At 71.9% G+C, this 25,807-nt stretch carries 25 protein-coding genes; 21 read left to right on the top strand and 4 right to left on the bottom strand.

Annotated elements, in window-relative coordinates; genetic code table 11:
- Window positions 1–69: 69 nt before the first annotated feature.
- Complete coding sequence (locus HLB44_RS22595; RefSeq protein WP_173127450.1) at window positions 70–1,218, bottom strand: iron-containing alcohol dehydrogenase; 1,149 nt, start codon at window positions 1,216–1,218, stop codon at window positions 70–72.
- A gap of 52 nt (window positions 1,219–1,270) precedes the next feature.
- On the opposite strand from HLB44_RS22595, the gene HLB44_RS22590 reads away from it, so the two are divergent.
- Complete coding sequence (locus HLB44_RS22590; protein ID WP_246312413.1) at window positions 1,271–2,212, top strand: alpha/beta hydrolase; 942 nt, start codon at window positions 1,271–1,273, stop codon at window positions 2,210–2,212.
- Window positions 2,209–3,069: a YbgC/FadM family acyl-CoA thioesterase gene (locus HLB44_RS22585; RefSeq protein ID WP_173127447.1), complete on the top strand. Its 861-nt coding sequence runs from the start codon at window positions 2,209–2,211 to the stop codon at window positions 3,067–3,069. The genes HLB44_RS22590 and HLB44_RS22585 overlap by 4 nt, the downstream gene beginning before the upstream one ends.
- A gap of 3 nt (window positions 3,070–3,072) precedes the next feature.
- On the opposite strand, the gene HLB44_RS22580 is transcribed toward HLB44_RS22585, so the two are convergent.
- Window positions 3,073–3,366 carry a DUF4936 family protein gene (locus HLB44_RS22580; RefSeq protein WP_173127444.1) on the bottom strand — a complete coding sequence of 98 codons (294 nt, stop codon included), beginning with the start codon at window positions 3,364–3,366 and terminating at the stop codon, window positions 3,073–3,075.
- Window positions 3,363–4,295, bottom strand: a complete 933-nt coding sequence (gene ygfZ / locus HLB44_RS22575) for a CAF17-like 4Fe-4S cluster assembly/insertion protein YgfZ (protein ID WP_173127441.1) — start codon at window positions 4,293–4,295, stop codon at window positions 3,363–3,365. Before ygfZ ends, HLB44_RS22580 begins: the two co-directional genes overlap by 4 nt.
- An 88-nt stretch (window positions 4,296–4,383) precedes the next feature.
- Here ygfZ and mltG point away from each other — a divergent pair, with 88 nt between their 5' ends.
- From mltG to HLB44_RS22535, 8 genes are all read left to right on the top strand, one after another.
- Window positions 4,384–5,379 carry an endolytic transglycosylase MltG gene (mltG, locus tag HLB44_RS22570; protein WP_173127438.1) on the top strand — a complete coding sequence of 332 codons (996 nt, stop codon included), beginning with the start codon at window positions 4,384–4,386 and terminating at the stop codon, window positions 5,377–5,379.
- A 4-nt stretch (window positions 5,380–5,383) separates the two neighbouring features.
- Complete coding sequence (gene tmk, locus HLB44_RS22565; RefSeq protein WP_173127435.1) at window positions 5,384–6,004, top strand: dTMP kinase; 621 nt, start codon at window positions 5,384–5,386, stop codon at window positions 6,002–6,004.
- 5 nt (window positions 6,005–6,009) lie between these two features.
- Window positions 6,010–7,101, top strand: a complete 1,092-nt coding sequence (locus HLB44_RS22560; RefSeq protein WP_343051480.1) for a DNA polymerase III subunit delta' — start codon at window positions 6,010–6,012, stop codon at window positions 7,099–7,101.
- Window positions 7,098–7,487, top strand: a complete 390-nt coding sequence (locus tag HLB44_RS22555) for a PilZ domain-containing protein (protein ID WP_173127432.1) — start codon at window positions 7,098–7,100, stop codon at window positions 7,485–7,487. The genes HLB44_RS22560 and HLB44_RS22555 overlap by 4 nt, the downstream gene beginning before the upstream one ends.
- A 55-nt stretch (window positions 7,488–7,542) precedes the next feature.
- Window positions 7,543–8,349: a TatD family hydrolase gene (locus HLB44_RS22550; RefSeq protein WP_173127429.1), complete on the top strand. Its 807-nt coding sequence runs from the start codon at window positions 7,543–7,545 to the stop codon at window positions 8,347–8,349.
- Window positions 8,346–8,981 carry an ankyrin repeat domain-containing protein gene (locus tag HLB44_RS22545; RefSeq protein ID WP_173127426.1) on the top strand — a complete coding sequence of 212 codons (636 nt, stop codon included), beginning with the start codon at window positions 8,346–8,348 and terminating at the stop codon, window positions 8,979–8,981. Before HLB44_RS22550 ends, HLB44_RS22545 begins: the two co-directional genes overlap by 4 nt.
- Before the next feature lie 127 nt (window positions 8,982–9,108).
- Window positions 9,109–9,345 carry a hypothetical protein gene (locus HLB44_RS22540; protein ID WP_173127423.1) on the top strand — a complete coding sequence of 79 codons (237 nt, stop codon included), beginning with the start codon at window positions 9,109–9,111 and terminating at the stop codon, window positions 9,343–9,345.
- A gap of 234 nt (window positions 9,346–9,579) precedes the next feature.
- Window positions 9,580–10,617 carry an asparaginase gene (locus HLB44_RS22535; protein WP_246312437.1) on the top strand — a complete coding sequence of 346 codons (1,038 nt, stop codon included), beginning with the start codon at window positions 9,580–9,582 and terminating at the stop codon, window positions 10,615–10,617.
- Window positions 10,618–10,764: 147 nt separating this feature from the next.
- Here HLB44_RS22535 and HLB44_RS22530 read toward each other — a convergent pair whose 3' ends face one another.
- Window positions 10,765–11,853 carry a LacI family DNA-binding transcriptional regulator gene (locus HLB44_RS22530; RefSeq protein WP_173127417.1) on the bottom strand — a complete coding sequence of 363 codons (1,089 nt, stop codon included), beginning with the start codon at window positions 11,851–11,853 and terminating at the stop codon, window positions 10,765–10,767.
- 102 nt (window positions 11,854–11,955) lie between these two features.
- Here HLB44_RS22530 and HLB44_RS22525 point away from each other — a divergent pair, with 102 nt between their 5' ends.
- From HLB44_RS22525 to HLB44_RS22475, 11 genes are read left to right on the top strand one after another with little or no spacing between them, the layout of a single operon-like run.
- Window positions 11,956–14,418, top strand: a complete 2,463-nt coding sequence (locus tag HLB44_RS22525) for a TonB-dependent receptor domain-containing protein (protein ID WP_173127414.1) — start codon at window positions 11,956–11,958, stop codon at window positions 14,416–14,418.
- A 14-nt stretch (window positions 14,419–14,432) separates the two neighbouring features.
- The gene (locus HLB44_RS22520; RefSeq protein ID WP_173127412.1) at window positions 14,433–15,587 is read left to right on the top strand and encodes an esterase-like activity of phytase family protein; all 1,155 of its coding nucleotides are present in this window, start codon (window positions 14,433–14,435) and stop codon (window positions 15,585–15,587) included.
- On the top strand, window positions 15,584–17,179 hold the full coding sequence (locus HLB44_RS22515; RefSeq protein WP_173127409.1) for a bifunctional UDP-sugar hydrolase/5'-nucleotidase: 1,596 nt from the start codon (window positions 15,584–15,586) through the stop codon (window positions 17,177–17,179). The genes HLB44_RS22520 and HLB44_RS22515 overlap by 4 nt, the downstream gene beginning before the upstream one ends.
- Window positions 17,176–18,240, top strand: coding sequence for a BMP family lipoprotein (locus tag HLB44_RS22510; protein ID WP_173127405.1), 1,065 nt, complete (start codon window positions 17,176–17,178; stop codon window positions 18,238–18,240). Before HLB44_RS22515 ends, HLB44_RS22510 begins: the two co-directional genes overlap by 4 nt.
- Window positions 18,237–19,874, top strand: a complete 1,638-nt coding sequence (locus HLB44_RS22505; RefSeq protein WP_173127402.1) for an ABC transporter ATP-binding protein — start codon at window positions 18,237–18,239, stop codon at window positions 19,872–19,874. The genes HLB44_RS22510 and HLB44_RS22505 overlap by 4 nt, the downstream gene beginning before the upstream one ends.
- Window positions 19,871–20,947: an ABC transporter permease gene (locus HLB44_RS22500; RefSeq protein ID WP_173127399.1), complete on the top strand. Its 1,077-nt coding sequence runs from the start codon at window positions 19,871–19,873 to the stop codon at window positions 20,945–20,947. Before HLB44_RS22505 ends, HLB44_RS22500 begins: the two co-directional genes overlap by 4 nt.
- On the top strand, window positions 20,944–21,960 hold the full coding sequence (locus HLB44_RS22495; protein WP_173127397.1) for an ABC transporter permease subunit: 1,017 nt from the start codon (window positions 20,944–20,946) through the stop codon (window positions 21,958–21,960). Before HLB44_RS22500 ends, HLB44_RS22495 begins: the two co-directional genes overlap by 4 nt.
- Complete coding sequence (locus HLB44_RS22490; protein ID WP_173127394.1) at window positions 21,957–23,018, top strand: ADP-ribosylglycohydrolase family protein; 1,062 nt, start codon at window positions 21,957–21,959, stop codon at window positions 23,016–23,018. The genes HLB44_RS22495 and HLB44_RS22490 overlap by 4 nt, the downstream gene beginning before the upstream one ends.
- A complete protein-coding gene (locus HLB44_RS22485) occupies window positions 23,015–23,938 on the top strand; it encodes a carbohydrate kinase family protein (RefSeq protein WP_173127391.1) in 924 nt (307 codons plus the stop codon). The genes HLB44_RS22490 and HLB44_RS22485 overlap by 4 nt, the downstream gene beginning before the upstream one ends.
- A complete protein-coding gene (locus tag HLB44_RS22480) occupies window positions 23,939–24,859 on the top strand; it encodes a ribokinase (RefSeq protein ID WP_173127388.1) in 921 nt (306 codons plus the stop codon).
- A gap of 15 nt (window positions 24,860–24,874) precedes the next feature.
- Window positions 24,875–25,804, top strand: coding sequence for a nucleoside hydrolase (locus HLB44_RS22475; protein WP_173127385.1), 930 nt, complete (start codon window positions 24,875–24,877; stop codon window positions 25,802–25,804).
- Window positions 25,805–25,807: the final 3 nt, after the last annotated feature.

Here is a 25,807-nt window from a genome sequence, read left to right as displayed (position 1 = left end):
CTGCGACCAACTGCCGCACCGGCCGACGAATTGCGCCGGCGACTACATCGATGCGTCGAGCCCGCGGCGCTACAGCGACGCTTGAAGCATCTGCCGGTAGTCGTCGCGGGTGGCGATGCGCGGGTTGGTCTTGTGGCAGTGGTCGGCCATCGCGCCGTCGATGATGCGCTCGAAGAGCTCGGGCGTGACGCCCATCGCCGCCAGTCCGGCGGGCAGGCCGAGGCGCTCGTTCAGGTCCCGGATCGCGTCGGCCACTTCGCTGCCGTGCTCGTCGCAACGGCCCAAGCCGATGGCCTGCGCGATGCGCTGCAACCGGCGCTCGCGCTGGATCGACTCGGCTGCCGCGTTGAAGCGGACCACCGCCGGCAGGAACACCGCGTTCAACGTGCCATGGTGCAGCTTCGGATTGACGCCGCCCAGGCTGTGGCTCAGCGAATGCACGCAGCCCAGCCCCTTCTGGAAGGCCAGCGCGCCCTGCATGCTCGCGCTCATCATGTTCCAGCGCGCTTCGCGGTCCTGCCCATCGCGCGTCGCACGTTCGATGTGCGCCCAGCCGCGCGCCAGGCCGTCGAGCGCGATGCCGTCGGCCGGCGGGTTGATCGCCGGGGCCATGAAGGTCTCCAGGCAATGGGCGATCGCGTCCATGCCGGTTGCGGCGGTCAGAAACGGCGGCAGGCCGGCGGTCAGCGCGGGATCCAGGATCGCGGCCTTGGGCATCAGGTGCCAGCTGTGGAAGCCGAGCTTGCGGCCGTCGTCGACGATGACGATCGCGCCACGCGCCACCTCGCTGCCGGTGCCGGCGGTCGTCGGCACGGCGATCAGCGGCGCCACCGCCTCGCTGATCTTCGGGCTGCCGCCTTCGATCGTCGCGTAGGTCTTCAGCGCGCCGGGATGGGTGGCGAGGATCGCGACGCCTTTCGCCAGGTCGATGCTCGAGCCGCCGCCGACGGCGATCAGCCCGTCGCAATCGTTGGCGCGGTAGACCTCGACCGCCGCGCGCACCGCCGCCTCGGTCGGGTTGCTCGGCGTGCCGTCGAACACCGCATGGGGCAGAGCGCCCAGCGGCGCCAGCGCCTGCGCCAGCACGCCGGCCGCGCGCACGCCGGCATCGGTCACCACCAGCGGGCGGCGCATGCCGATGCGCTCGCATTCCTGCGGCAGCAGCGCTATCGCGCCGTGGTCGATCTCGATCTGGGTCAGGTAGAGGATGCGGGCCATGGTGGGGCGGGCTCGAAGGGTCGGAGGAGGGGCACAGTATCCTTCGCGACCGATGTCCACCGTTCGCCTGTTGACGCCCCAGATGGCCGGCCTGCTGCAGCGCATCCAGCGTGCGAAGCGGATGCCCTTCCACGCGATGCCGCCGGCCGAAGCGCGCGCACTGTACGCCGTGAGCGCCGAGGTGCTGGAACCGCCGCGCGCGCCGCTGGCGCGGGTCGAGGACCTGACCGTGCGCGGCGCCGACGGCCACGCGCTGGCGGCGCGGCTCTATTGCAACGCGCCGGGCACGCCGCCGGTGCTGCTGTACCTGCATGGCGGCGGGTTCGTGATCGGCGGCCTGGAGACGCACGACAGCCTGTGCCGCCAGCTCGCGCTGCGCTCCGGCGGCGCGGTGCTCGCGCTCGACTACCGCCTCGCGCCCGAGCACCGCTTCCCGACCGCCGTCGACGACGCCTGGGCGGTGATGCGCTGGCTGGCGTCGCAGGGCGGCACGCTGGGCATCGACCCGAAGCGCATCGCCGTTGGTGGCGACAGCGCTGGCGGCACCTTGGCCGCGACCTGTGCGCTGCACGCCCGCGACATCGGCCTGCCGCTGGCGCTGCAGCTGCTGATCACGCCCGGCACCGCGGCGCATGCCGACACCGCGTCGCACAAGCTGTTCGCCAACGGCTTCCTGCTCGAAGCGGCCGACATCGGCTGGTTCTTCGACCACTACATCGACCGCCACCACCGGCGCGACTGGCGCTTCGCGCCGCTCGAGGCCGACGACGTCGACGGCGTCGCGCCGGCCTGCGTGATCCTCGCCGAGTGCGATCCGCTGGTCGACGAAGGCCTGGCCTATGCCGACAAGCTGCGCGCGGCCGGCGTCGCGGTCGAGCTGGAGCTGTACCGCGGATTGACGCACGACTTCATCAAGATGGGTCGCGCACTGAAGGAAGCCGGCAAGGCGCAGACCATCGCCGGGGCGGCATTGCAGAAAGCCTGGAACCCATGAGCAAACGAGAAGATTTCCGCTTCGCCGAGCGCCTGCGCGTGCGCTGGGCCGAAGTGGACATGCAGAAGATCGTCTTCAACGGCCACTACCTGACGTACTTCGACACCGCGGTGGGCGGCTACTGGCGCGCGATGGCGCTGCCGTACCAGGCAACGATGGCGTACCTGAGCGGCGACCTCTACATGCGCAAGTCCACGCTCGAATATCACGCGTCGGCGCGCTACGACGACCTGCTCGACATCGGTGTGCGCACCGCGCGCATCGGCAACTCGTCGATGGTGCTGGAGGCCTGTGTCTTCCGCGGCGACGAGCCGCTGGTCGGTGCCGAGCTGGTCTACGTCTTCGCCGATCCGCAGACGCAGACCAGCCAGCCGGTGCCGCAGCAGCTGCGCGAGGTGCTGCAGGACTTCGAGGCCGGCAAGCCGATGGTCGAGGTGCGCGTCGGCGGCTGGGATGAGCTCGGCGCGCAGGCCGGCGCGATCCGCGCGCAGGTCTTCGTCGAGGAGCAGAAGATCCCGGCCGAGATGGAATGGGACGCCGCCGACGCCAGCTGCGTGCATGCGGTGGCCTGCAACCGCTTCGGTGCGCCGCTGGCGACCGGCCGGCTGCTCGAGCACGTGCCCGGCGTCGCCAAGATCGGCCGCATGGCGGTGCTGTCGTCGATGCGGGGCAGCCGCATCGGCCGCGCGGTGCTCGATGCGCTGATGCAGGCAGCGCGCGAGCGCGGCGATCGCGAAGCGCTGCTGCATGCGCAGATGTCGGCCGCGCCGTTCTACCTGCGCGCCGGGTTCACGACGCGCGGGCCGGTGTTCGAGGAGGCCGGGATCCCGCACGTCGAGATGGTGCGGGCGCTGTAGCGATCAGCCGATCGGCTCGAAGACTTCCGAGTGGCGGGCGCCACGCAGCCAGCGGGAGAGGGCGCTCGCCGCCGCTTCGATGCGTGCCTGCAAGGCCGCATCGACACCCTGCGGCGCGGCATAGGTTTCCATCAAGGTCAGCTGGCCTTGCTCGGACACCGGCCGCCGCAGCAGCGCAGCGTCGAGGCCGGGATGCGCGTGGCGCAGCTCTGCCTGCATCACCTGCACGGCGCTGCACACCGCGTCGAAATCGGCCGCGTCGATGCGGTAGTAGACGTACAGCCGCTGCTGGCTCACGCGTCCTGCGCCGGCACCGGATAGGGCAGCGTGCCCGGCCGCAGCAGCGGGCCGTCGGCACTGCCGGCGTGCCAGCTGCCCTCGCCCAGCGCTGCCAGCTTGACTTCCACCAGTGCGCTGCTCGAACCGGCGGGGCCGCGCGCGGCGTTCGCCACGTGGCCGGCCGGCTGGCCCGGATCGGCGCTGTGGAACACCTCCTGGCCGGGATGCAGCTCGGTTTCGCTGTCGAACAGCCAGGCGCGGCGCTTCAGCGTGCCGCGGTACTGGCTGCGCGCGACGATCTCCTGGCCCGGGTAGCAGCCCTTCTGGAAGTTCACGCCACCGACCAGCTCCAGGTTGATCATCTGCGGCACGAACTGCTCGACCGTGCTGGCGACGATGCGCGGGATGCCGCTGCGCACCTCGAGCCAGTTCCAGGTCGCCGCGTCGAGCGGCGGCAGGTCCGGCGCGGCGGCATCGATCGGCTGCACGAGCAGATAACGTGCAATCGCCTCGGCCTCGGGCAGGCGAATGACGCTGCTGCCGTCGCGGCCGGCAACGCCCCAGGCGGTCGTCGGTGCGGCGTCGCCGAGCCACGCACCGGCCGCTTCACCCGCCAGGCCGTGCAGCGCCAGCTCGCCGCTGGCATCGCTCAGCTTGCACTGCGCGCGCAGCACGAACATCGACAGGCGCTTCAAGGTCGGCGCCAGCAGGTCGGCGCTGCAGGCCAGCAGGATCTCGTCCGGACGCTGCCGCCAGACGATGAAGCTGGCCAGCAATCTGCCCTTGGCCGTGCAGTAGCCGGCGAGGCCGGCCTCGTGTTGTGGCAGGCCCTCGATGTCCTGCGTCAATTGGCTGTGCAGGAACTTCGCGGCATCGGCGCCGCGGGCGCGGATCACGCCCCAGTCGGCCAGGCGCAGGGCGCCGGAGATCGCGGGAATGTCGGTCATGCGGCGATTATCATCACGCCCCCATGTCCCACGCCCCCATGTCCGTTCACCCGGGGCGGCCTTCCGCAGTCGCCACAGCGCAGCTCCCATGAAGTTCTTGCGCCGTCTTCTTCTGTTGCTCGTCGTGCTCGCCGTCGCGGCCGGCGCGGCCGCGGCGTGGTGGCTGAATCGTCCGCTGGCGCTCGCCACACCGTCGGTCGAGCTGTCGATCGAAGCCGGCAACACGCCGCGCGAGATCGCCCGCGACTGGGTCGCCGCCGGCGTGCAGGCACCCGCCTGGCTGCTCTACGAATGGTTTCGCTGGTCCGGCGATGCGCGCCGCATCCGCGCCGGCAGCTACCAGGTCGGCACCGGCGCAACGCCGCGCCAGCTGCTCGCGAAGATGGTGCAGGGCGACGAGGCCTACGAACGCGTGCGCCTGATCGAAGGCTGGACCTTCCGCCAGTTCCGCGCCGCGCTGGCGCAGGCCCCGCACCTGAAAGCCGCCAGCGCCGGCATGAGCGACGCGCAACTGATGGCTGCGCTGGGCCACCCGGGCGTGGCGCCGGAAGGGCGATTCTTTCCGGATACCTACATCTACAGCCGCGGCGTCAGCGATGTCACCGTGCTGCGCCGCGCCTTCAGCGCGATGCAGCAGCGCCTCGGCGCGGTGTGGGCCGAACGCGCAGCGGGCCTGCCGCTGAAGACCGCCGACGAAGCGCTGGTGCTGGCCTCGATCGTCGAGAAGGAAACCGGTCGCGGCGAGGACCGCGCACGCATCGCCGGCGTATTCGTCAACCGCCTGCGCATCGGCATGCCGCTGCAGACCGACCCGAGCGTGATCTACGGCCTCGGCGACAACTTCGACGGCAACCTGCGCAAGCGCGACCTGCAGGCCGACCACCCGTTCAACACCTATTTGCGCGCCGGCCTGCCGCCGACGCCGATCGCGATGCCCGGCCTCGCCGCACTGCGTGCCACGGTGCAACCCGAAGGCGGCAAGGCGCTGTACTTCGTCGCCCGCGGCGACGGCAGCAGCGTCTTCAGCGACGACCTGGCCGCGCACAATCGCGCGGTGAACGAGTACCAGCGCAAGAGCCGATAAGCCCATGAGACGCGGCCGCTTCATCACGATCGAAGGCATCGACGGTGCCGGCAAGTCCTCGCACATCGCGGCGCTGGCGCACTGGATCCGCCAGCAGCAGCGCGAGGTGGTGCTGACGCGCGAGCCCGGTGGCACGCGGCTCGCCGAATCGGTGCGCGAGCTGTTCCTGCACCGCGACGACATGGATGCGCTGACCGAGGCGCTGCTGGTCTTCGCCGGCCGGCGCGACCACCTGCGCCAGGTCATCGAGCCGGCGCTGGCGCGCGGCGCGGTGGTCGTCTGCGACCGCTTCACCGACGCCACCTTCGCCTACCAGGGCGCCGGCCGGGGCTTCGAGCTGCAGGTGCTGAGCCAGCTCGAACACTGGGTGCAGGAAGGCCGCCAGCCCGACCTGACGCTGTGGTTCGACCTGCCCGCCGAGGTCGCCGCGGCGCGGCGCGGCGCGGCGCGGGATGCCGATCGGCTGGAGCGCGAGACCGAGGACTTTTTCGAGCGCGTACGCGACGGTTACGCAGCGCGCGCGGCGCAGGCGCCGCAGCGCTTCGTGCGCATCAATGCCGAGCGGCCGCGCGAAGCGGTCTGGCAGCAGGTCGAAGCGGCACTGGTCGCGCACAGCTGGTGGTGAGCCCGGTGGCGACCTCGATCAAGCGCGCGGAAACGCTGATGCTCGGTGCCGACGAGCAGGGCGCCTGGCCCCTGCCGTGGCTCGCCGGGCCGATGGCGCAGGCGCAGGCGCTCGAACGCGCGCATGCGCTGTTGCTGGTCGGTCCGGCCGGCGTCGGCCAGCTCGAATTCGCCGGGCTGCTGGCGCAGGCCCACCTGTGCGAAGACCCAAGGCCGCGCGGGCCATCCGGGTCGCCCGGTCCGTCCGGCCCGTGTGGCCGCTGCGCCGCGTGCCATCTCGTGCGCCGGCGCGCGCATCCGGACCTGCTGGCCGTCGTGCCGGAGGCCTGGCGCGTGCGCCTGGGCTGGCTCGGCGACGACGAAGCCGGTTCGAAGTCCGACGCCAAGCCGAGCAAGGACATCCGCATCGAGCAGGTACGGCAGGCGATCGACTGGACGCACCAAACCAGCGGCCGCGGGCGCGGCAAGCTGCTGCTGCTGCATCCGGCCGACGCGCTGAACGGGCCGTCGGCGAACGCCTTGCTGAAGACGCTGGAGGAGCCCGCCGCCGGGCTGCGCATCCTGCTGACGAGCACCGATCCGGAACGCCTGCTGCCGACGATCCGCAGCCGCTGCCAGCGCGTGCGCTTGTCGGCGCCGCCCGCGGACGAGGCGGCGCGCTGGCTCGCGGCGCAGGGCATCGACGATCCGCAGACGCTGCTGGCACTGGCCGGCGGCACGCCGCTCGAAGCGCTGGACCTGGGCGCCGAGGGCTTCGATGCCGGCCTGCTGTCCGGGCTGCCGCTGCGCGTCGCGGCCGGTGATGTCTCGCCGCTGGCCGGTCGCCCGCTGCCGCGCGTCATCGAGCTGCTGCTGAAGCTGGCGCACGACCTGCAGGCACGCGCTGCCGGCGGCGCGCCGCGCTTCTTCGTCGACAGCCAGTGGCCGGCCGCGCCGTCGATGGCCGCGCTGGTGGCCTGGCAGAAGGCGCTGCTGCAGGCGGCACGCCACGACGAGCATCCGTGGAACGCCGCGCTGCTGGTCGAGTCCTTGGTCACGCAGGCGGCAGCGCTGTGGCCGGCCGCGGGCACGACACGTGCCCTAAACTCGGCACGATGAGCATCACCCCCGGCCGTCCTCCCGTACCGCCCACCGCGGCCGCGGCCGGGCGGCCGAGCGTCATCCAGCTGGTGTTCCGCGAGAAGGGCGCGCTCTACGCGGCGTACATCCCGCTGCTCAGCGACGGTGGGCTGTTCGTGCCGACGACGCGCGAGTACCGGCTCGGCGAAGACATCTACCTGCTGCTGTCGCTGCCCGACGATCCGCAGCGTTATCCGGTCGCCGGCAAGGTCGCGTGGATCACGCCGGCGAATGCCTCCGGCGGCCGCACGCAGGGCGTCGGCGTGCGCTTCCCGGCCGACGAGAAGACGCGCCTGCTGAAGCTGAAGATCGAAGAGATCCTCGGCACCTCGATCTCTTCGTCGAAGCCGACGCAGACCGTCTGATCCGCGCCGCCGCTGCCCGCGCAGCCGCCACGAGCGCATCCCTTCTGATCCCCGCATGTTCGTCGACTCCCATTGCCACCTGAGCTTCCCTGAACTTCAGGGTCGCATCGATCAGATCCGTGCCGACATGGCGGCCGCGCAGGTCGACCGCGCGCTGGTCATCTGCACGACGCTCGAGGAGTTCCCGACCGTGCACGGCCTCGCGCTGCGCTACGACAACTTCTGGGCCTCCGCCGGCGTGCATCCGGACAACGAAGACATCGAGGAGCCGACGCTCGAGCGGCTGCTCGAGCTGGCGCGCAAGGAACGCGTGATCGCGATCGGCGAGACCGGGCTCGACTACTACCGCCTCAACGGCCGCAGCATCGAGGACATGGCCTGGCAGCGCGAGCGCTTCCGGGTGCACATCCGCGCCGCGCGCACGAGCGGGCTGCCGCTGATCATCCATACCCGCAGCGCGTCGGCCGACACGCTGGCGGTCCTGCGCGAAGAGCAGGGCGGTGCGGCCGATGGCGGTCCCGGCGGCGTCTTCCACTGCTTCACCGAAACGGCCGAGGTCGCGCGCGCGGCACTCGACCTCGGCTTTCACATCTCGTTCTCCGGCATCCTGACCTTCCGCAATGCCGAAGACCTGCGCGAGGTCGCGCGCTTCGTGCCGCTCGATCGCTGCCTGATCGAGACCGACAGCCCGTACCTGGCGCCGGTGCCGTACCGCGGCAAGACCAACTCGCCGGCCTACGTGCCGCATGTCGCGAAGCAGGTCGCGGCGGTCAAGGGCCTCGACGTCGAGACCATCGCCGACGCGACGAGCCGCAACTTCGAGCGCCTGTTCAGGCTGCCGCGCCTGGAGACCGTTGCATGAAACATCGCCGTGCCTTGCTGATCGGGCTGGCCGCGCTGAGCGCCGGTGGCTGGGCACGGGCCGGCTCGTACGAGGACTTCTTCAAGGCCGTGTCGGTCGACAATGCGGCCGGCGTGCAGGCGCTGCTGCAGCGCGGCTTCGATCCGAACTCGCGCAGCGAAGAAGGCCAGGTCGCGCTGACCCTGTGCCTGCGCGACGACGCGATGAAGGTGGCCGAGCTGCTGCTGAGCTCACCGCAGCTGCAGGTCGACGCCGCGAATGCCGCCGGCGAGACGCCGCTGATGATGGCGGCACTGAAAGGCCTCACCGACTGGCTGCCCCGGCTGGTCGAGCGCGGCGCGCAGATCAACCGCGAGGGCTGGACGCCGCTGCATTACGCGGCGACCGGTCCCGAGCCGAAGGCGGTGGCCTGGCTGCTCGAGCGTGGCGCGCAGATCGATGCCCGGTCGCCGAACGCCACGACGCCGCTGATGATGGCCGCGCGCTACGGCAACGAGCAGTCGGCTCAAATGCTGCTGCAGCGCGGTGCGGATCCGAAGCTGCGCAACCAGCGCGAGCTGACGGCGGCGGACTTCGCGCGCCTGGCCGGCCGCGACCGGCTCGCCGCGCAGCTCGCCCAAGCGGCGCGCTGACGAAAGTCATTCGGCGGCGCCGACGCCGCTGTCAGCGGAAATCCGACACGGATCATGGGCCGGGGCCCACTAACGTTTCTGGGCGACAGCTCCTAAAGTTTGGTCACACCGAGCAAGGAGCTCCGCCATGTCGACGCTGCAACCGATTGCCAACCCGTTTGCTCTGCTGCTGGACCCGCAACAGGTCTTTGCCAGCATCGAGCATTCGGATCGCCTGGATCGCCTGCAGCGCCGCATCTGCCGGCCGCTGGACAAGCCGATGATCCCGACCGCCAAACCGTCACGTGGCCGTGCGCTGGCCGACTTCGACGACGCGATCGATGCGGACGACGACGAGCCCGAAGTCGGCGACGGCCTGAACTGAGCTGACTGAGCGCGTCGCGGCCGGCCCGGCCGCGCACGCCGGGGTGTGTAGCTTTCCACCCATGCGGATCCGCGCTCTTGGCGGATTTCCGCCAAGGCCGGCCACTCGGCGCCGGTTTCTGCCTGTGAAGGCGCTTGGCGCCTCGCCTGGCATGCTCCATGCACCTCGAAGGTCCCCATCCAAGGAGACCTCATGTTCGAGTTGCGTTCCCTGTTCGCCCGCGGTGCGGCTGCCATGGTGCTGGCCCTGTCGGCAACGCTGGTTGCCGCGCAGAGCCCGGCGGCCAAGCCGCGCGTGGTCGTGCTGGCCACCGGCGGCACGATCGCCGGCGCCGGCGCTTCGGTCGCCAACAGTGCCACCTACCAGGCCGCCAAGGTGCCGGTCGACAAGCTCATCGCCGGCGTACCCGAGCTGGCCGACGTCGCGCAGGTGCGCGGCGAACAGGTGTTCCAGATCGCCAGCGAAAGCTTCACCAACGACAAGCTGCTGCAGCTCGGCAAGCGCGTGTCCACGCTGCTGAAGGATCCGGCGGTCGACGGCATCGTCATTACCCACGGCACCGACACGCTGGAGGAAACCTCGTTCTTCCTGAACCTCGTCGTCCAGAACGACAAGCCGGTGGTGATCGTCGGCTCGATGCGGCCAGGCACGTCGATGTCGGCCGACGGCATGCTGAACCTGTACAACGCGGTCGTCGTCGCCGGCAGCGCGCAGGCACGCGGCAAGGGCGTGCTGGTGGCGATGAACGACGAGATCCACAGCGGGCGCGACGTCGCCAAGCGCGTGAACATCAAGACCAGCGCGTTCACCAGCCAATGGGGCCCGCTGGGCATGGTGGTCGAAGGCCGCACCTACTGGTTCCGGCTGCCGGCCAAGCGCCACACCGCGGGCAGCGAGTTCGACATCGACAAGATCGACAGCCTGCCTGAGGTGCAGGTCGTCTACGGCAGCGGCAACATGTCGCTGGAGCTGTACGACGCGGTCCAGCGCAGCGGCGCGAAGGCCATCGTGCATGCCGGCACCGGCAACGGCTCGGTCGCCAACTACGCGGTCGACAAGCTGCGCAGCCTGCGCAGCCAGGGCCTGCAGGTGATCCGCTCGTCGCGGGTCGGTGACGGCTTCGTGCTGCGCAACTCCGAGCAGCCGGACGACAAGTACGACTGGGTCGTCGCGCATGACCTGAACCCGCAGAAGGCGAAGATCCTGGCCGCGGTGGCGTTGACGAAGACGGCGGATCCCAAGGAGCTGCAGCGGATCTTCTGGGAGTACTGATCCGCTCTCCCCACGCAGGTGGATGTGACGATCGACAATGATTGTTATGTAAACTCAAACATGCTGATCAATGTCGTACAACTCGGCGCGGTGGCCGCGAGCATCACGCAGCTCAAGCGCTAGATCTGGTTCCGGAGCCCGCCCGCATCACCCCTGGCCGGCGCGGAACCACCGGCGCCGCGCCTTCGCGGGCGGCTTGTCGGCATCGGTCGACGGCGCCGCGACGGATGCCCGCTCGACCAGCCCGACATCGAAGACGATGCGCCGCCGCGGCTCTTCCGGCGTGCGCAACCGGCGCAGCAGCTGCTGCACCGCCTCGACGCCCATTTCCGGCACCGGCAGCTCGATCGTCGTCAGCGGTGGCGCACACAGGTCGGTCCACGGGATGTTGTCGAAGCCGATCACCGAGACGTCCTGCGGCACGCGCAGGCCCGCTGAACGCAGTGCACGGATCACGCCGATCGCGATCAGGTCGGCGCCGGCAATCACCGCGGTCGCGCTGCGTTGATTCAGGAGCCCGACGACACTCGATTCCAGATCGGCCGAGAACGCCGCTTCGACTTCCCAGGCCAGCTCACCCCGCGCAAGAATCGTTTCACGGGCCCCGTCGGCGCGCTCGCGCGCACTCGAGGCCGCCAGCGGCCCGGTGATCAGCCCGATGCGCCGGTGGCCGGCCGCCAGCAGGCATTCGGCGGCGAGCCGCCCGCCGGCGGCGAAATCCGCCAGCACGCAATCGAAGCCGCCGAGGCTGCGATCGAGCACCACGGTCGGCACGCCGTTGAGGTTCGGCTGCCGGTCCGGCAGGTCGTCGATCGGGAACCAGATCACGCCGTCGACGCCACGCCGCACCAGCGCATCGATCGATTGGGCCTCGGCTTCCTTCGAACCCTGGCTGTCGGTGAGGAAGACGCCATAGCCCTCCCCGCGCGCGGCATGGATCACCGTCTGCGCGAGCAACGGGAAGAAGGGGTTCGTCAGGTCGGGCAGCACGAAGCCCAGCGTGCCGGTGCGACCGGTGCGCATGGCCTTGGCCGCCAGGTTCGGCCGGTAACCGAGCTGCTCGGCGACGGCGATCACCCGATCGCGGGTCTCCTGCCCGACCGAACCGCCGTTGTTCAGTGAGTAAGAAGCGGTGGCCAGCGAGACGCCGGCCGCCTCGGCGACCTGTTTCAGCGTGACGCGTGCCGGCCTGGCATCGTCGGCCGGATCGTTGGGCGGCGCAGTGCGGGATGACATTTCAGTGAAAGTCTAGATGAAATTCTGCTCGACAAGGAGTGAAACTGGGCCTAGACTTCAGTGAAACGTTTCACTCAACCGATCACCGGACCGGAGATCCCCATGCGAATGACCCTCGGCCTGCTCGCCACCGCCGCTTCGCTGGCCTGCGCCGGCGCCCGCGCCCAGGCACCGGCCGCGCCACCCGCCACGTCGAGCGACGCACCGGCCGACGCCGCCACCTCCACCATCGTCGTCACCGCGAAGGCCCTCGGCAAGGGCGAGGCGCGTGCCAACAGCGTCGTCAGCATCGAAACGATCCAGGACCAACCCGCCGGCCTCGACCCGCTGAAGCTCGTCGCCCGCGTGCCCGGCCTGCAGGTCGGCTCCAGCGATTCACTGACCGGCAGCTTCTCGATGCGCCTGTCGATGCGCGGGCTGAACAAGGAACAGATCGGCGTCTCGATCGACGGCATCCCGAACGGCTCGACGCTGTCCAACGGCGGCACGATGCCGAACCGGCTGCTCGACCCGTCGAACCTGTTCTGGATCGAGGTCTCGCAGACCGCCGGCGACATCGGCACGCCGTCCAACCAGGCGCTCGGCGGCTTCATCGAATTCAAGACGCGCGACCCGGCGCGCCAAGCCGGCGCGCTGGCCGAGCTCAGCGCCGGCAGCTACGACTACCAGCGCCAGTTCGTGCGCTACGACACCGGCGACATCGGCTTCGGCACGCGCGCCTTCTTCAGCGCCTCGCACAACTACGTCGAGACCTGGCCCGGCGAGCATTCGGGCCGCAGCCGGCGTGATCACTTCGACCTGAAGACGCTGACCGAATTCGCCGGCGGCCACAAGCTGCGCTGGACCGCGAGCTACAACAACATGGCCGACAACGACTACGACGCGCTGGCATTGCGCGCCGCGTCGACCTTCAAGGCGGTGTTCGAGAAGAACCCGAACACCGACGCGCTGACGGATGCCTGGACCGGCAACCCGGCCATCGACCAGAACAACCGTCGGACCCGCGGCATCGCCAGCCGCGAGCTGTTCACGCACCTCAACGCCTCGATCAAGCTCGGCGACACGACGCGGCTCGAGCTGAAGCCCTATTTGCATCGCCAGGAGGGGGAGGGCAATTTCTACGTGCCCTACAAGCAACTGCCGGTCGACGGCCAGTTGTACAGCGCGGTGCCACCGGGCGGTCGCCCGGTGGCCACCGTTCAGGAGTGTTATGCGAACCAGTACGCGCGCACGGCCAGCGGCGCGCTGATCCCGACCTCGGCCGTGGTCTTCCCGGCCGGCGTGACCGCCGCGTCGCTGGCCGCCGCCGGCTGCCCGGCGGCCGCGCGCTTCCAGATGAATCCGCAGGCGTCATGGGGCGCACGCGAGGCCACCGCGCGACTTGGCATCTACTACACGCGGCGCCATGGCGCTTTGGGCGAGCTGCAATGGCGGCTCGGCGAGCGCCATGCAATGCGCGCCGGCGGCTGGGTCGAGAAGATCGAGCGCACCAAGGGCCGCAACTGGTACCTGGCAACCGACCCGAAGGCCGGACCGGACTTCGAGGCATCGGCGCTGTACTCGACCACGCAGGACCGGCAGTACGCCTCGACGACGACCATGGCCTACCTGCAGGACAAGATCAGCCTGCTCGACGAGGCCGCCGAGCTCGACCTCGGACTGACCGCGCAGCGCTTCAGCGAGACCTACCGCTCGCCGGTCGAGTTCAACGGCCAGCGCGCGCTGGCGGTGAGCTCGGGCGTGCTGCCGAAGGTCGCCGCGCTGTACCGCTTCAACGACGACCTGGAAGTCTTTGCCAGCGCCTCGAAGAACTTCAGCGCCCTGCCCGACAGCGTGTTCGAAGGCACCGCGGCGGTCGGCTCGAAGAAGGGCGTCGAGCCGGAAACCTCGGTCAACGTCGACGCCGGCCTGCGCTGGTCGCGCGGGCCGCACGGCGCGTCGTTCCAGGTCTACTCGATCGACTACCGCAATCGCATCTCGATCCAGAACGGCAACCCCGACGGCGACATCTTCGGGCGCGACGCGACGACCTCGTTCCTGAACCAGGGCGGCATCCGCTCGAAGGGTTTCGAGGTCACCGGCCGCACGCAATGGGGGCCGTGGACGCTGTACGCCAACTACGCGTTCAACGACGCCTATTACGTCGAGGACACCGCCTTCGAAGGCATCCGCAAGGGTGACCCGGTGCTCGGCGCCGCGCGGCACAACGCCTTCGTCGAGCTCGCCCTCAAGCCCAGCGACGCGACCCGCGTGACGCTGAACGCCAAGCACGTCGGCAAGGCCGCCGGCACGTACCACGAGTATTCGAGCGGCGGCGTGACCTATGCGCGTGAGTACCTGCCCGCCTACACGCTGGTCGGCCTGTCGGCGAAGTGGAAGCTGCCGCGCGCCTGGAGCGGGCCGCTGAAGCAGGCCGAGCTGTCGTTCAACGTCGACAACCTGACCGACAAGCGCTACCTCGGCGGCGTCGGCATGGAGCTGACGACCTCGAACCCGCTGACCTCGGGGCGATACTTCCTGGGCGGCCCGCGCACCTTCTTCGTCACCTTGCGCGCCGAGATCTGAATGCCGGAGCCGAGATGCCCTGCCCGCGCCCTGCCCGTCGAGCGATCGCGCGCCTGGTGCGCTTTGGCGTCACGCTGCGCCTGGCGGGCGCTGCCGCCGCCCTCGCCTGCAGCGCACCGCAGCCGCACTGGCCGCGCGCGGTCCAGGCGCTGCAGCCGCTCGGCGCGGTGGTGCTGCCGCGCAGTGCTGATGGCCCCGCGCGGCACCTGGGCGGCATTTCCGGGGCCGACTTCGATCCGGCCAGCGGCCGCTGGTGGTTGTTGAGCGACGACCGCGGCGAGCATGCGCCGGTGCGCGCCTACGAGCTGCGGCTGCCGATTGCCGCCGACGGCGCCGGCACGCCGCAGGTGCTCGGCGTCGTGACGCTGAAGCGCCCCGACGGCCAGCCGTTCGCGCGCTTCGGCGCCGACGGCGAAGCGCTGCGCTTCGACCCCTGCCGCGGCGAGCTGCTGTGGGCCAGCGAAGGTGATCCGGCCCATGGCGCGGCGCCGTTCGTTCGCCGCGCAGCACCCGACGGCCGCTTTCTTGGCGAGTTATCGCTGCCGCCGAACCTGAACACGCCGCCGGGCAGCCGCCGCGGGCCGCGGCCGAATCGTTCGTTCGAGGGCCTGGGATTCACGCCCGATGGCCGCACGCTCTGGCTGGCGCTCGAATCGCCGCTGCTGGAAGACGGCCCGCTGCCGACGACCGGCGCCGGCGCGATGCTGCGCTTCACCCGCTTCGAGCGGCCAAGGGCCGATGCGCCGCTCGTGCCGGCGGGGCAGTTCGCCTATCCGGTCGACGCGCTGCCGCGCACCGGCAGCGGTGGCGGTGGCCGCGCTGACAACGGCGTCAGCGAGCTGCTGCCGATCGATGCGAAGACCTTGCTCGTGATCGAGCGAGCCGGCCACGAGGTGGCGGATGGCCGGTTCGGATTCCGGGCGCGGCTCTACATCGCCGAGCTCGCCGGCGCCGACGACGTCGGCGGCTTCGAGACGCTGGCCGGCGCGCGCTTCACGCCGCTGCGCAAGCGCCTGCTGCTCGACCTCGGCGCGACGGAGAACATCGAGGCCGCTGCCTGGGGCCCGCGGCTGCCCGACGGCCGCGCGACCCTGCTGCTGGTGTCGGACGACAACTTCGCGCCGCACCAGCCGACGATGCTGCGCTGGTTCGCGGTGAGCGAACGATGATCGGCCGCCGCTTCGTCCTGATCACCGTCGCCGCGCTGCTCGGCGCTGGCTGCCACACGCTGCAGACCCCGCTGCAGACTCCGCTGCAGGCCCCGCCGCCGGTCCGCCTGACCGTCCTGCACACCAACGACCACCACGGCCGTTTCTGGCGCAGCGCCGACGGCGAGCATGGCCTGGCGGCGCGCAAGACGATCGTCGATGGCGTGCGCGCCGAGCTCGCCGCGCACGGCGGCGCGGTGCTGCTGCTCGATGCCGGAGACGTCAACACCGGCACGCCGGAATCCGATCTGCTCGATGCCGAGCCGGATTTCCGCGGCATGTCGGCACTCGGCGTCGATGCGATGGCGGTCGGCAACCACGAGTTCGACAAGACCCAGGCGGTGCTCGAACGCCAGCGCCGCGAATGGTCGAGCTTTCCCTGGCTTGCCGCCAACGTCAGCCGCAGCGGGCAGCCGGCCTTCGAGCCCTACCGGATCTTCCAGCGCGGGCCGCTGCGCATCGCGGTGCTCGGCCTGACGACCGAGGACAGCGCGCGCATGGACCTCGGCGCGCGCCATCCGGGCCTGCAGTTCGAGCGCCCGGCGGCGAGCGCGCAACGCTGGCTGCCGCGGCTGAAGTCCGAGGCCGACGTGATCATCGTGCTGAGCCACCTCGGCCACTATCCGGACGGCCGCCACGGCAGCAGCGCGCCGGGCGACGTCGAGCTGGCGCGCGAAGTGAGCGGCATTCACCTGATCGTCGGCGGCCACAGCCACAGCGCCGTCTGCATGCGTGACGATGGCGCTCGCGCCGAGCCGCACCGACCGGGCGAGGCCTGCCGGCCCGATCGCCAGAACGGCGCCTGGATCGTGCAGTCCGGCGACCGCGGCCGCTTCATCGGCCGCGCCGACTTCGAATGGCGCGACGGCCGGCTCGAGCTGCTGAACTACGCGCTGCTGCCGGTGAACCTGCGCGGTGCGCCGCCGGTGGCGGAAGATCCGCAGATGCTCGCGCTGCTGACCCCGTTCGCCGACAGCGGCCGCACGACGCTGTCCGTGCCGATCGGCCGCGTCACCGGCCATTTCGACGGTGAACGCGCCAGCGTGCGCCATCGCCCGACCAACCTCGGCCGTTTGATCACGCAGCTGATGCAGCAAGCCGCCGAGGCCGACGTCGCGCTGGTCAGCTCGGGCGGCATCCGCGACTCGCTGCGCGAGGGCGAGGTGCGGCTGCGTGACCTGCTGCAGGTGCTGCCCTTCGGCAACCGGCTGGTGATCGTCACGCTCGACGGCCGCGAGCTGGCCGACTACCTGCTCGCCGCCGCGCGCAAGACACCCGGCTCCGGGGCCTACCCGCAGTTCAGCGGTGCGCGCTTCCGCTTCGACGGCGCGGCGCTGCACGAGCTGCACATCGGCGGCGCGCCGATCGAGCCCGCACGCCGCTACCGCCTCGCGCTCAGCAGCTTCGTCGCCGCCGGCGGCGACGGCTACCCGGACCTGCGGCGGCACCCCGGCTACGTCGACACCGGCCGCACCGATGTCGCGCTGCTGCGCGCAGCGTTCGAGCGCCGCGGCGTGCTGGCCGCCGCCGATTTCGAGGCCGGCACGCGATGAAGCCGCTGCTGCGCCAGGTCCTGATCACGGTGGCGATCGTCGCGGCACTCTTCATCTTCGCGTGGACCGGCCGCATCGATCGAACGGAGAACGCCGGCGACTCGCCGCGCATCGCGCTGTTCGTCAACGGCACCCTCGGCGACAAGAGCTTCTTCGACGGTGCCGCGCGCGGCCTGCGCCAGGCGCGCGACGAGCTCGGCCTGCGCGTGCGCATCGTCGAAGGCGGCCGCGACCCGACGCGCTGGGAAGCGGCCTTCGCCGACCTCGCCGACAGCGGTGACTTCGACCTGATCATCGCCGGCAGCTTCGCGATGGTCGGCGTGGTGCAGCGCACCGCCGGGCGTTTCCCGCAGGCCCGCTTCATCGTCTTCGACGCGGCCGTCGACCCGCTGGCCTGCCGCTGCGGCAACGTGCACTCGATCGTCTTCCGCCCGCGCGAAGCGGCCTTCCTCGCCGGTCACCTCGCGGCGCGCGTCGTCGTGCGCGAGCGCCGCGCCGATCCGGTGTTAGGGGCGATCGGCGGCCTGCCGATCCCGGTCGTCGACGATTTCATCGACGGCTTCATCGCCGGTGCCCGCGACGCCGAGCCGCGCCTGCGCGTGCTGCGCCAGTACGCCGACTCGTTCAGCGATCCGGCCACCGCCAAGGACATCGCCAAGGCGATGTACGCCCAGGGCGCCGGCCTCGTCTTCCAGGTCGCCGGCGGCTCGGGCCAGGGCGTGATCGAGGCCGCGGCCGAAGCCGGGCGCTGGGTCATCGGCGTCGATGCCGACCAGCACCTGCTGTACCGAGACAGCCATCCACAGCGCGCCGCATGGATCCTGAGCTCGGTGATGAAGCACGTCGATGTGGCGATCGTGAAGGCGCTGCGCGAACACCGCGCCGGGCGCTTGCGCTTCGGCGAACGCAGCTCGCTCGGGCTCGCCGAAGGCGGCGTCTCGCTCGCCACCAGTGCGCCGGCTTGGGGCAAGCTGCCGGCCGCTGAAGTTACCGAGCTCGCCGCCCTCGCGCGCCGGCTGGCCGCCGATCCCGCTTCGATCGCATCAGGAGATGCCCGATGAGCGTTTCGCTCTCCGACGCCGCTGCTCCGGCGAGCCCCGACGCCGCACCGCTGCGTCCACTGCTCGACGCCCGCGGCCTGAGCAAGCGCTACCCGAACGGCGTGCTGGCCTGCGACGACGTCTCGATCAGCGTGCAGCGCGGCGAGATCCACGCGGTGCTCGGCGAGAACGGTGCCGGCAAGACATCGCTGTTGAAGCTGCTGTATGGCCTCGAGCGGCCCGACAGCGGCAGCCTGCTGTTCGAAGGGCGGCCGCGCGACTTCCGCTCGCCGGCCGAGGCGCTGGCGGCCGGCATCGGCCTGGTGCCGCAACACCTGCAGCTGGTCCCGTCGCTGACGGTGGCCGAGAACCTGGTGCTCGGCGCCGAGCCGCAACGCGGGCCACTGTTCGACCGCGCGGCGGCGATCCAGGTGGCCGAGCACGCGATGCAGCGCCATGCGCTGGGCGTGCCGGTGCGCTCGCGCGTCGGCGAGCTGTCGGCCGGCGAGCAGCAGCGCGTCGCGATCCTCAAGGCCTTGCACCGCCGCGCCCGGCTGCTGCTGCTCGACGAGCCGACGGCGCTGCTGACGCCGGTCGAGGCCGAGGCCTTGTTCAACTCGCTGCGCTCGCTGGTGCGCGAAGGGCTCTCGATCCTGATGATCAGCCACAAGATGGCCGAGGTGCGCGACGTGTCGGATCGCTTCACCGTGCTGCGCGCCGGCCGGGTGGCGGGCCAGGGCGTATCGCGCGGCATGTCGGCGCCGGCATTGGCGGCGCTGATGATGGGCCGCGAGATCGAGCCGCTGCAGGCGCCGCGCGTCGATGCGCGCGGCCGGCCGGCACGGCTGGCACTGCGCGAGCTGACCGTGCTGCGCGCCAGCGGCCGGCCCGCGCTCGACCGCGTGACGCTGGACATCGCGGGCGGCGAGATCCTCGGCATTGCCGGCATCGAGGGCAATGGCCAGGCCGAGCTGGCCGACGTGCTGGGCGGCCTGCGCCGGCCCTCGCACGGCGCGCTGATGCTCGACGGCGCGCCGCTGGCGGCCGGCAACCCGCGCGCCGTGCGCCGCCAGGGCCTCGGGCGCATCGGCGAGGACCGGCTGCACGACGGCGTCGCGCCCGGGCTGTCGATCGCCGACAACCTCGCGGCGCTCGACTACCGTGCGCCGCCGATGTCGCGGCGTGGCCTGCTCGACCGCCCCGCCCTGTTGCAACGGGCGCGCGAGACGCTGCAGGACTTCGGTGTCGTGGCGCCGGGCGCCGCGTCGCCGATCGATGGCCTGAGCGGCGGCAACATGCAGAAGCTGGTGCTGGCGCGCGAGCTCGCCGCGCAGCCGCGCTGCCTGGTCGCCAACCAGCCGACCCGCGGCGTCGACGTCGGTGCCGCACAGCGCCTGCACCGCGCACTGCTCGCGCTGCGCGATGCCGGCGCCGCGGTGCTGCTGCTGAGCGCCGACCTCGACGAGCTGCTGGCGCTGTCCGACCGCCTGGTCGTGCTGTTCGAAGGCCGGCTGGTCGCGCACTTCGCAGCCGATGCCGTGTCGCCGCGCACGCTCGGGCTGTGCATGACCGGCGCGCTGGGGCGCGGACCGGTGAATGCGCGGCTCGGTGCGCCGTTCACGCCCGGCTTGCCGCCGCACGGAAACCCGGCATGAGCCTTGCGACCTCGGCGGCACCGGGCGCCACGCGGCCACTGGCGGCGATCGGCATCGCGCTGCTGTTCGCCTTCGGCCTGCTGTGCCTGGTCAGCGCCGAGCCGGTCAGCGCGCTGCGCCAACTGCTGACCGGCGCGCTGCCCGAGCCGCACTGGTCGGCCGATGGCGGCTTGAGCTGGCGCCGGCTCGGCCGCTTCGGTGCGGTGCTGCAGCAGACGACGACGCTGACGCTGCTGGGCCTCGCGATGCTGATCGGCCTGCGCGCGCGCCAGTTCTCGATGGGGGCAGACGGTCAATGGATGCTGGCCGCGCTGGCGGCGCTGGCGGTCGGCGTGTGGCTGCCGCCGCTGGGCGGGCTGTCGTGGCTGGTCGCGGCCGCCGCCGCGGCATTGGTCGGCTTCGCCTGGGGCCTGCTGCCGGGGCTGCTGAAGGCGCGCTTCGCCGCCAACGAGATCGTCACCACGCTGATGCTGAACATCGTCGCGCTGCAGCTGTTCCGCTGGATCGTCACGCAGGGCTTCAACGACCCGGCCGCCGGCTTCCTGGCGACGCCGGCGCTCGCCGTTGCCGCACTGCCGCCGCGGCTGCCCGGCAGCGAGGCGAGCGTGCTGCTGCTGCTGATCGTGCTGGCGCCGCTGGCCGCCGGCTGGCTGCTGCAGCGCACGACCCTAGGCTACGAAATACGCGTCGTCGGTGATTCGGCGCCCTTCGCCGCCCAGGCCGGACTGCCGGTCGCTCGCACGATCGTGTTGTCGATGGCGCTCGGCGGCGTCTTCGCGGGTCTGGCCGGGCTGCAGGTCTCGCACGGTCTGCTCGGCCGCCTGCCGGCCGACCTGCCGCCGGGCATCGGCTACCAGGGCCTGGTGATCGCGCTGCTGGCCGGCAACCAGCCGCAGCGCGTGCCGCTGGCCGCCTTCGGCTACGCGCTGCTCGAAGGCGGCGCGCAGGCGATGGAGCGTGCGTCCGACGTACCGCGCGAGATGGTGCTGGTGGTGCAGGCGGTGGTGGTGCTGCTGGTGGTCTGCGAGCGGCTGCTGCCGGCGCGCAAGGCGACGCACAAGGCAGCGCCGTGATCGACGGCCTCGTCATCGCCGCCCTCTTCGCCGCGCTGCTGCGGGCGACGGCGCCGATCCTGTTCGCCGCGCTGGCCGGCATGCTGAGCGAGCGCGCCGGCGTCATCAACATCGGCCTCGAAGGCCTGATGCTCGTGGCAGCCTTCTTCGGCGTGATGGGCTCGGTCTGGGCGCCGGCGTGGTTCCCGGCCTGGCCGATCGGCACGCAGCTGCTCTTCGCCGCGCTGCTCGGGCTCTCGGCCTCGGTCGCGCTGGCGCTGCTGCTCGGCGTGTGCCACCTGCGCTTCGGCGCCGACCTGATCGTCGCCGGCATCGGCATCAACCTGCTCGCCGCCGGCGCGACCGTCTTCCTGATGGTGCTGTGGACGGGCGACAAGGGCTCGACCGCGCAGTTGGTCAGCCTGGCGCTGCCGGCGCTGCACGTGCCCGGGCTCGATGTCTGGCCGCTGCTCGATGCGCTGCTCAACGGCGACGACCGGCGCGGCCACCACCTGCTGGTGATCGCCGCGCTGCTGGCGGTGCCGCTGCTGCACGGCCTGCTGATGCACACCCGCTTCGGCCTGCGGCTGCGCGCGGTCGGCGAGCACCCCGATGCCGCACGCGCCGCCGGCATCGGCGTCGAAGGGATGCGCTACGCCGCGCTGGCCGGCTCCGGCCTGCTCGCCGGCCTCGGCGGCCTGTACCTGGGCATGGGCCACCTGACGCTGTTCCAGGCCGACATGACCGGGGGCCGCGGCTTCATGGCGCTGGCAGCCGTCTTTCTCGGTCGCCGCGCGCCGCTGGGCGTGCTGCTGGCCGCGCTGCTGTTCGGCGCTTGCATGGTGGCGGCGACGCAGCTCGGCCGCTTCGAGCTGCCGCCGCAGGCGGTGCAGATGCTGCCGGCGCTGGCGACGCTGGCCGCGCTGGTGCTGTTCGCGTTGCACGAGCGCCGGCGCGAGCGGCGCCGCCTGGCCGCGTCTTTCAAGCGTTGGCGATCCAGCCTCGCCGAGCCTTCCGCAGAAGTCCCCCGATGAACCACCCCGACTTGAATGACCGCATCCTCGGCGCGCTGTGCCTCGCCGGCATCGGCGACGCGCTCGGCGCGCCGACCGAACAATGGACGATCGACGAGATCCGCGCCTGCCATGGCGGCCTCGTCACGCGCTTCGTCGCGCCGACCGAGGACACTTTCGCCGGCGCGCTGGGCGGCCGCCGCGGCGAGGTCACCGACGACACCAGCCAGCTGGTGTGGCTGGCGCGCGCGCTGGTCGCCGGCGGCGGTCGGCTCGCCGCCGATGGCTGGCTGCGCTGCCTGCTCGACTGGGCCGAGCACAGCCCGAAGGCGACCTTCATGGGTCCGAGTACCGCGCTTTTCGTCGCCGCGCTGCGCGAAGGGCGCGACCTGGCGCGCGTCGGCACGATCGGACGCTCGCTGCGCAAGCTGACGACGACCGGCATCACCAACGGCGCGGCGATGCGCGTCGCGCCCTGCGGCTGGGTGCATCCGGGCGACATCGGCGCCGCCTGCGAGCAGGCCTTCATCACCTGCCTGCCCTCGCACGAAACCGACGTGGCGATCTCGGCCGCCTGCGCGATCGCCGCCGGCGCGGCGCAGGCGCTGGTCAGCGACCGGCTCGACGCGGTGATCGGCGCCTGCGTCGAAGGCGCGGCGATCGGCGAACGGCTCGGCCGCGAGCGCGCCCGCGCCGTCGCCGGGCCGCGGCTGCCGGCGCGGCTGGACATGGCGCTGCGCATCGCCGAGGAGGCGCGTGACGACCTCGAGTTCATGCGCCGCACCGAGGCCGAGGTCGGCAACGGCGTGCTGGCCTGCGAATCGGTGGCGGCGGCGATCGGCCTGCTCGCTTACGCGAAGGGCGATCCCTTGCGCACCGTGAGCATCGGCGCATCGATGGGCAACGACACCGACACGATCGCCGCGATGGCCGGCGCGCTGTGCGGCGGCCTGCGCGGAGCGCGCGCGCTGCCGGCGGTCTTGTGCGACGAGTTCCTGGCGGTCAACGAGGCGGAGTACCGCCTCACCGAGCTGGCAGCGCAGCTGAGCGTCTTGGCCGATCGCGCTAACGCATCATGAGAGCGTCCTACGATTTGTTGGCAATCGGCGACCCCTGCGCCGACCTGGTGCTGCGCGCCGAGCGCCTGCCCGGCTGGGACGACAAGACGCGCGGCGAGTCGCTCGGCCTCTTCGGCGGCGGCACCGAGGCCAACGCGGCCTGCGTCGCCGCCCGGCTCGGCTGGCGCGTGGCGCTGTTCGGCCGCGTCGGCGACGACGTCTACGCCGACTTCATCGTGCAGGACCTGCATCGCCACGGCGTGCACACGGACCACCTGCAGCGCGAGGTGCGCGCCGCGTCGTCGCTGGCCATCGTCGCGGTGTCGCCGCAGGGCGAGCGCGCGGTGCTGTGGCTGCCACCGGCCGCCGCGCCGGCGCAGGACACCGGGCGTCGTCGCACGATCGCGCTGGCCGACAGCCGCTGGGCCTACACGATGCCCTACGCGCTCGACGCGCTGGCCACGCTGGCGGCCGACGCGGCCCCGAGCGGCACGCGCATCGCCGTCGACCTCGAAGCCGAAGGCGCGCGCAGCCAGCCGGCCGAGGCCTGGTTGCAGCACTGCGACATCGCCTTCTTCAACCGCAACGGCTTCGAGGCCGCTGCCGGGGCGGCGCCGGACGCGCAGCGCTTGCAGGCGCTGTGCCGCACCGGCCGCGCGCGGACCGTCGTCGTCACGCTCGGCGGCGACGGTGCGCTGGCCTTCGACCGCGACGACGGCTTCGCGCGCTGCGAAGCCGCCGCGGCGACACCGGTCGACACCACCGGCGCCGGCGATGGCTTCAACGCCAGCTTCCTCGTCGCGCGTGACCGCGGCGCCGGGCTGCCCGCGGCACTGGCGCAGGCCAGTGGTGTCGCCGCCCGCATCGTCGGGCGCCTGGGTGCCCGCACCGCACTGCACGAGCTGCAACCCGGCCATGCCGAGGCCGCGGGAGAACGCTAGATGTTGCTCGTCTTCGGCTCGATCAACCTCGACCTGTCGATCGCGGTCCCGGCGCTGCCGCGGCCCGGCGAGACGGTGCTCGGCGGCGCGCTGCTGCAGTCCCCCGGCGGCAAGGGCGCGAACCAGGCGCATGCGGCGCAACGCTTCGGCGTGCCGACGCAGCTGATCGGCGCGGTCGGCGACGACGGCTTCGCGGCACCGGCGCTCGAACGGCTGCAGCTCGCCGGCGTCGACCTGAGCGCCGTGCGCTGGCTGCCTGGGTGCACGACCGGGCTGGCCAGCATCAACGTCGCCGCCGGCGGCGAGAACAGCATCGTCGTCGCGCCCGGCGCCAATGCGCTGATGCGTGCCGACTGGGTCGACGACGAGATGCTCGGGGCTTGCCACAGCCTGCTGATGCAGCTCGAGCTGCCGGCCGCGGAGTGCCTCGCGCTGGCGCGCCGCGCCCGCCGGCTCGGCTGCCGGACGGTGCTGAACGCCGCGCCCTGGACCGGCACGCCGCTGCCGCATGGGCTGTTCGACTGGCTGATCGTCAACGCCGGCGAGCTGCGCGCCGCCTGCCTGCAACAAGGCCTCGGCGACGGCGACCCCGCCGTGCAGGCGCGCGGCCTCGCCGCGGCGCTCGGCGCGCGCGTGCTGCTGACGCTGGGCCGCGCCGGCGCCTTGATCGCCGACGCCGACGGTGTGCGCCATCGCCGCGCAGCGCCGGCGCTCGACGTGATCGACACCACCGGCGCCGGCGACACTTGCGCCGGCGTCTTCGCCGCGGCGCTCAGCCAGGGCGCCGACGACGCCGCTGCGCTCGAATGGGCGGTCGTCGCGGCCAGCCTCGCCTGCACGGCGCGCGGCGCCCAGGCCGCGCAACCGCTGCGGCGCGAGATCGATGCCACCCGCGCCGCGCTGCGCTCTTCCACTCATTGACCGATGGCCCCTGCGATGTCCAGTACCTCACCTCTTCCCCTGCTGATCGACTGCGATCCCGGCATCGACGATGCGCTCGCGCTGCTGCTGGCCGCCGGATCGCCGGCGTTGGACATCCGCGCGGTGACCTGCGTCGCCGGCAACCGGCCGGTCGAGCAGACCAGCCTGAATGCGCGCCGCGTGCTCGACCTGGCCGGCGCCGATGCGGTGCCGGTGCATGCCGGCTGCGCACGACCACTCACCCAGGCCGAGCCGCGCAGCAACCTGGTGCACGGCGCCGATGGCCTCGGCGGCGTCGCGCTGCCCTTGCGGGGCGCCGTCGCCGCGGGCCACGCGATCGACGTCTTGGTCGAGCTGCTGCTGGCGGCCGCACCCGGCACGCTGCGCCTCGTCGCGCTCGGCCCGCTGACCAACCTGGCCTGCGCCGAGCTGCGTTCACCCGGCCTGCTGCGCCGCGCCGCGCAGATCGACGTGATGGGCGGTGCGGCCTTCTGCCCCGGCAACGTCAATCCGCATGCGGAGTTCAACTTCTACGCCGACCCGCTGGCGGCGCAGATCGTGCTGAGCGCCGGCGCGCAGCTGCAGCTGTTCGGCCTCGACGTCACGGAACAGGCCCGCATGAGCGATGACTGGATTGCCTCGCTGGCCGCGCTGCCGGGCCCGGCAGCGGCGGCGGCGCAGGCGATGCTGCGTGCGTACAGCGGCGTCGACCCGCTGCTGCACGACGTCTGCCCGGTGGCCGCGGTGTTCGCGCCGGAGCTGTTCGACAGCGCCGCACACCGCGTGGCTGTCGAGTGGCGCGACCGCGAGCGCGAGGGCCGCCTGCTGGTCGACGATGCCGCCGCGGCGGCGGGCGACAGCGCGATCGCGCGCATCGTTACCCGGGCGAATACGCCGGCGCTGCTCGACACGGTGGCGCAAGCCCTGCGCCGGCTCGGCGCCTGACGC

Origin of the sequence: Pseudaquabacterium terrae, assembly GCF_013266755.1 — a bacterium.
GTDB classification, from domain to species: Bacteria; Pseudomonadota; Gammaproteobacteria; order Burkholderiales; family Burkholderiaceae_C; genus Pseudaquabacterium; species Pseudaquabacterium terrae.
Note: the sequence above shows the minus strand (reverse complement) of the source record. Positions and strands in the feature narration are given on the sequence as shown.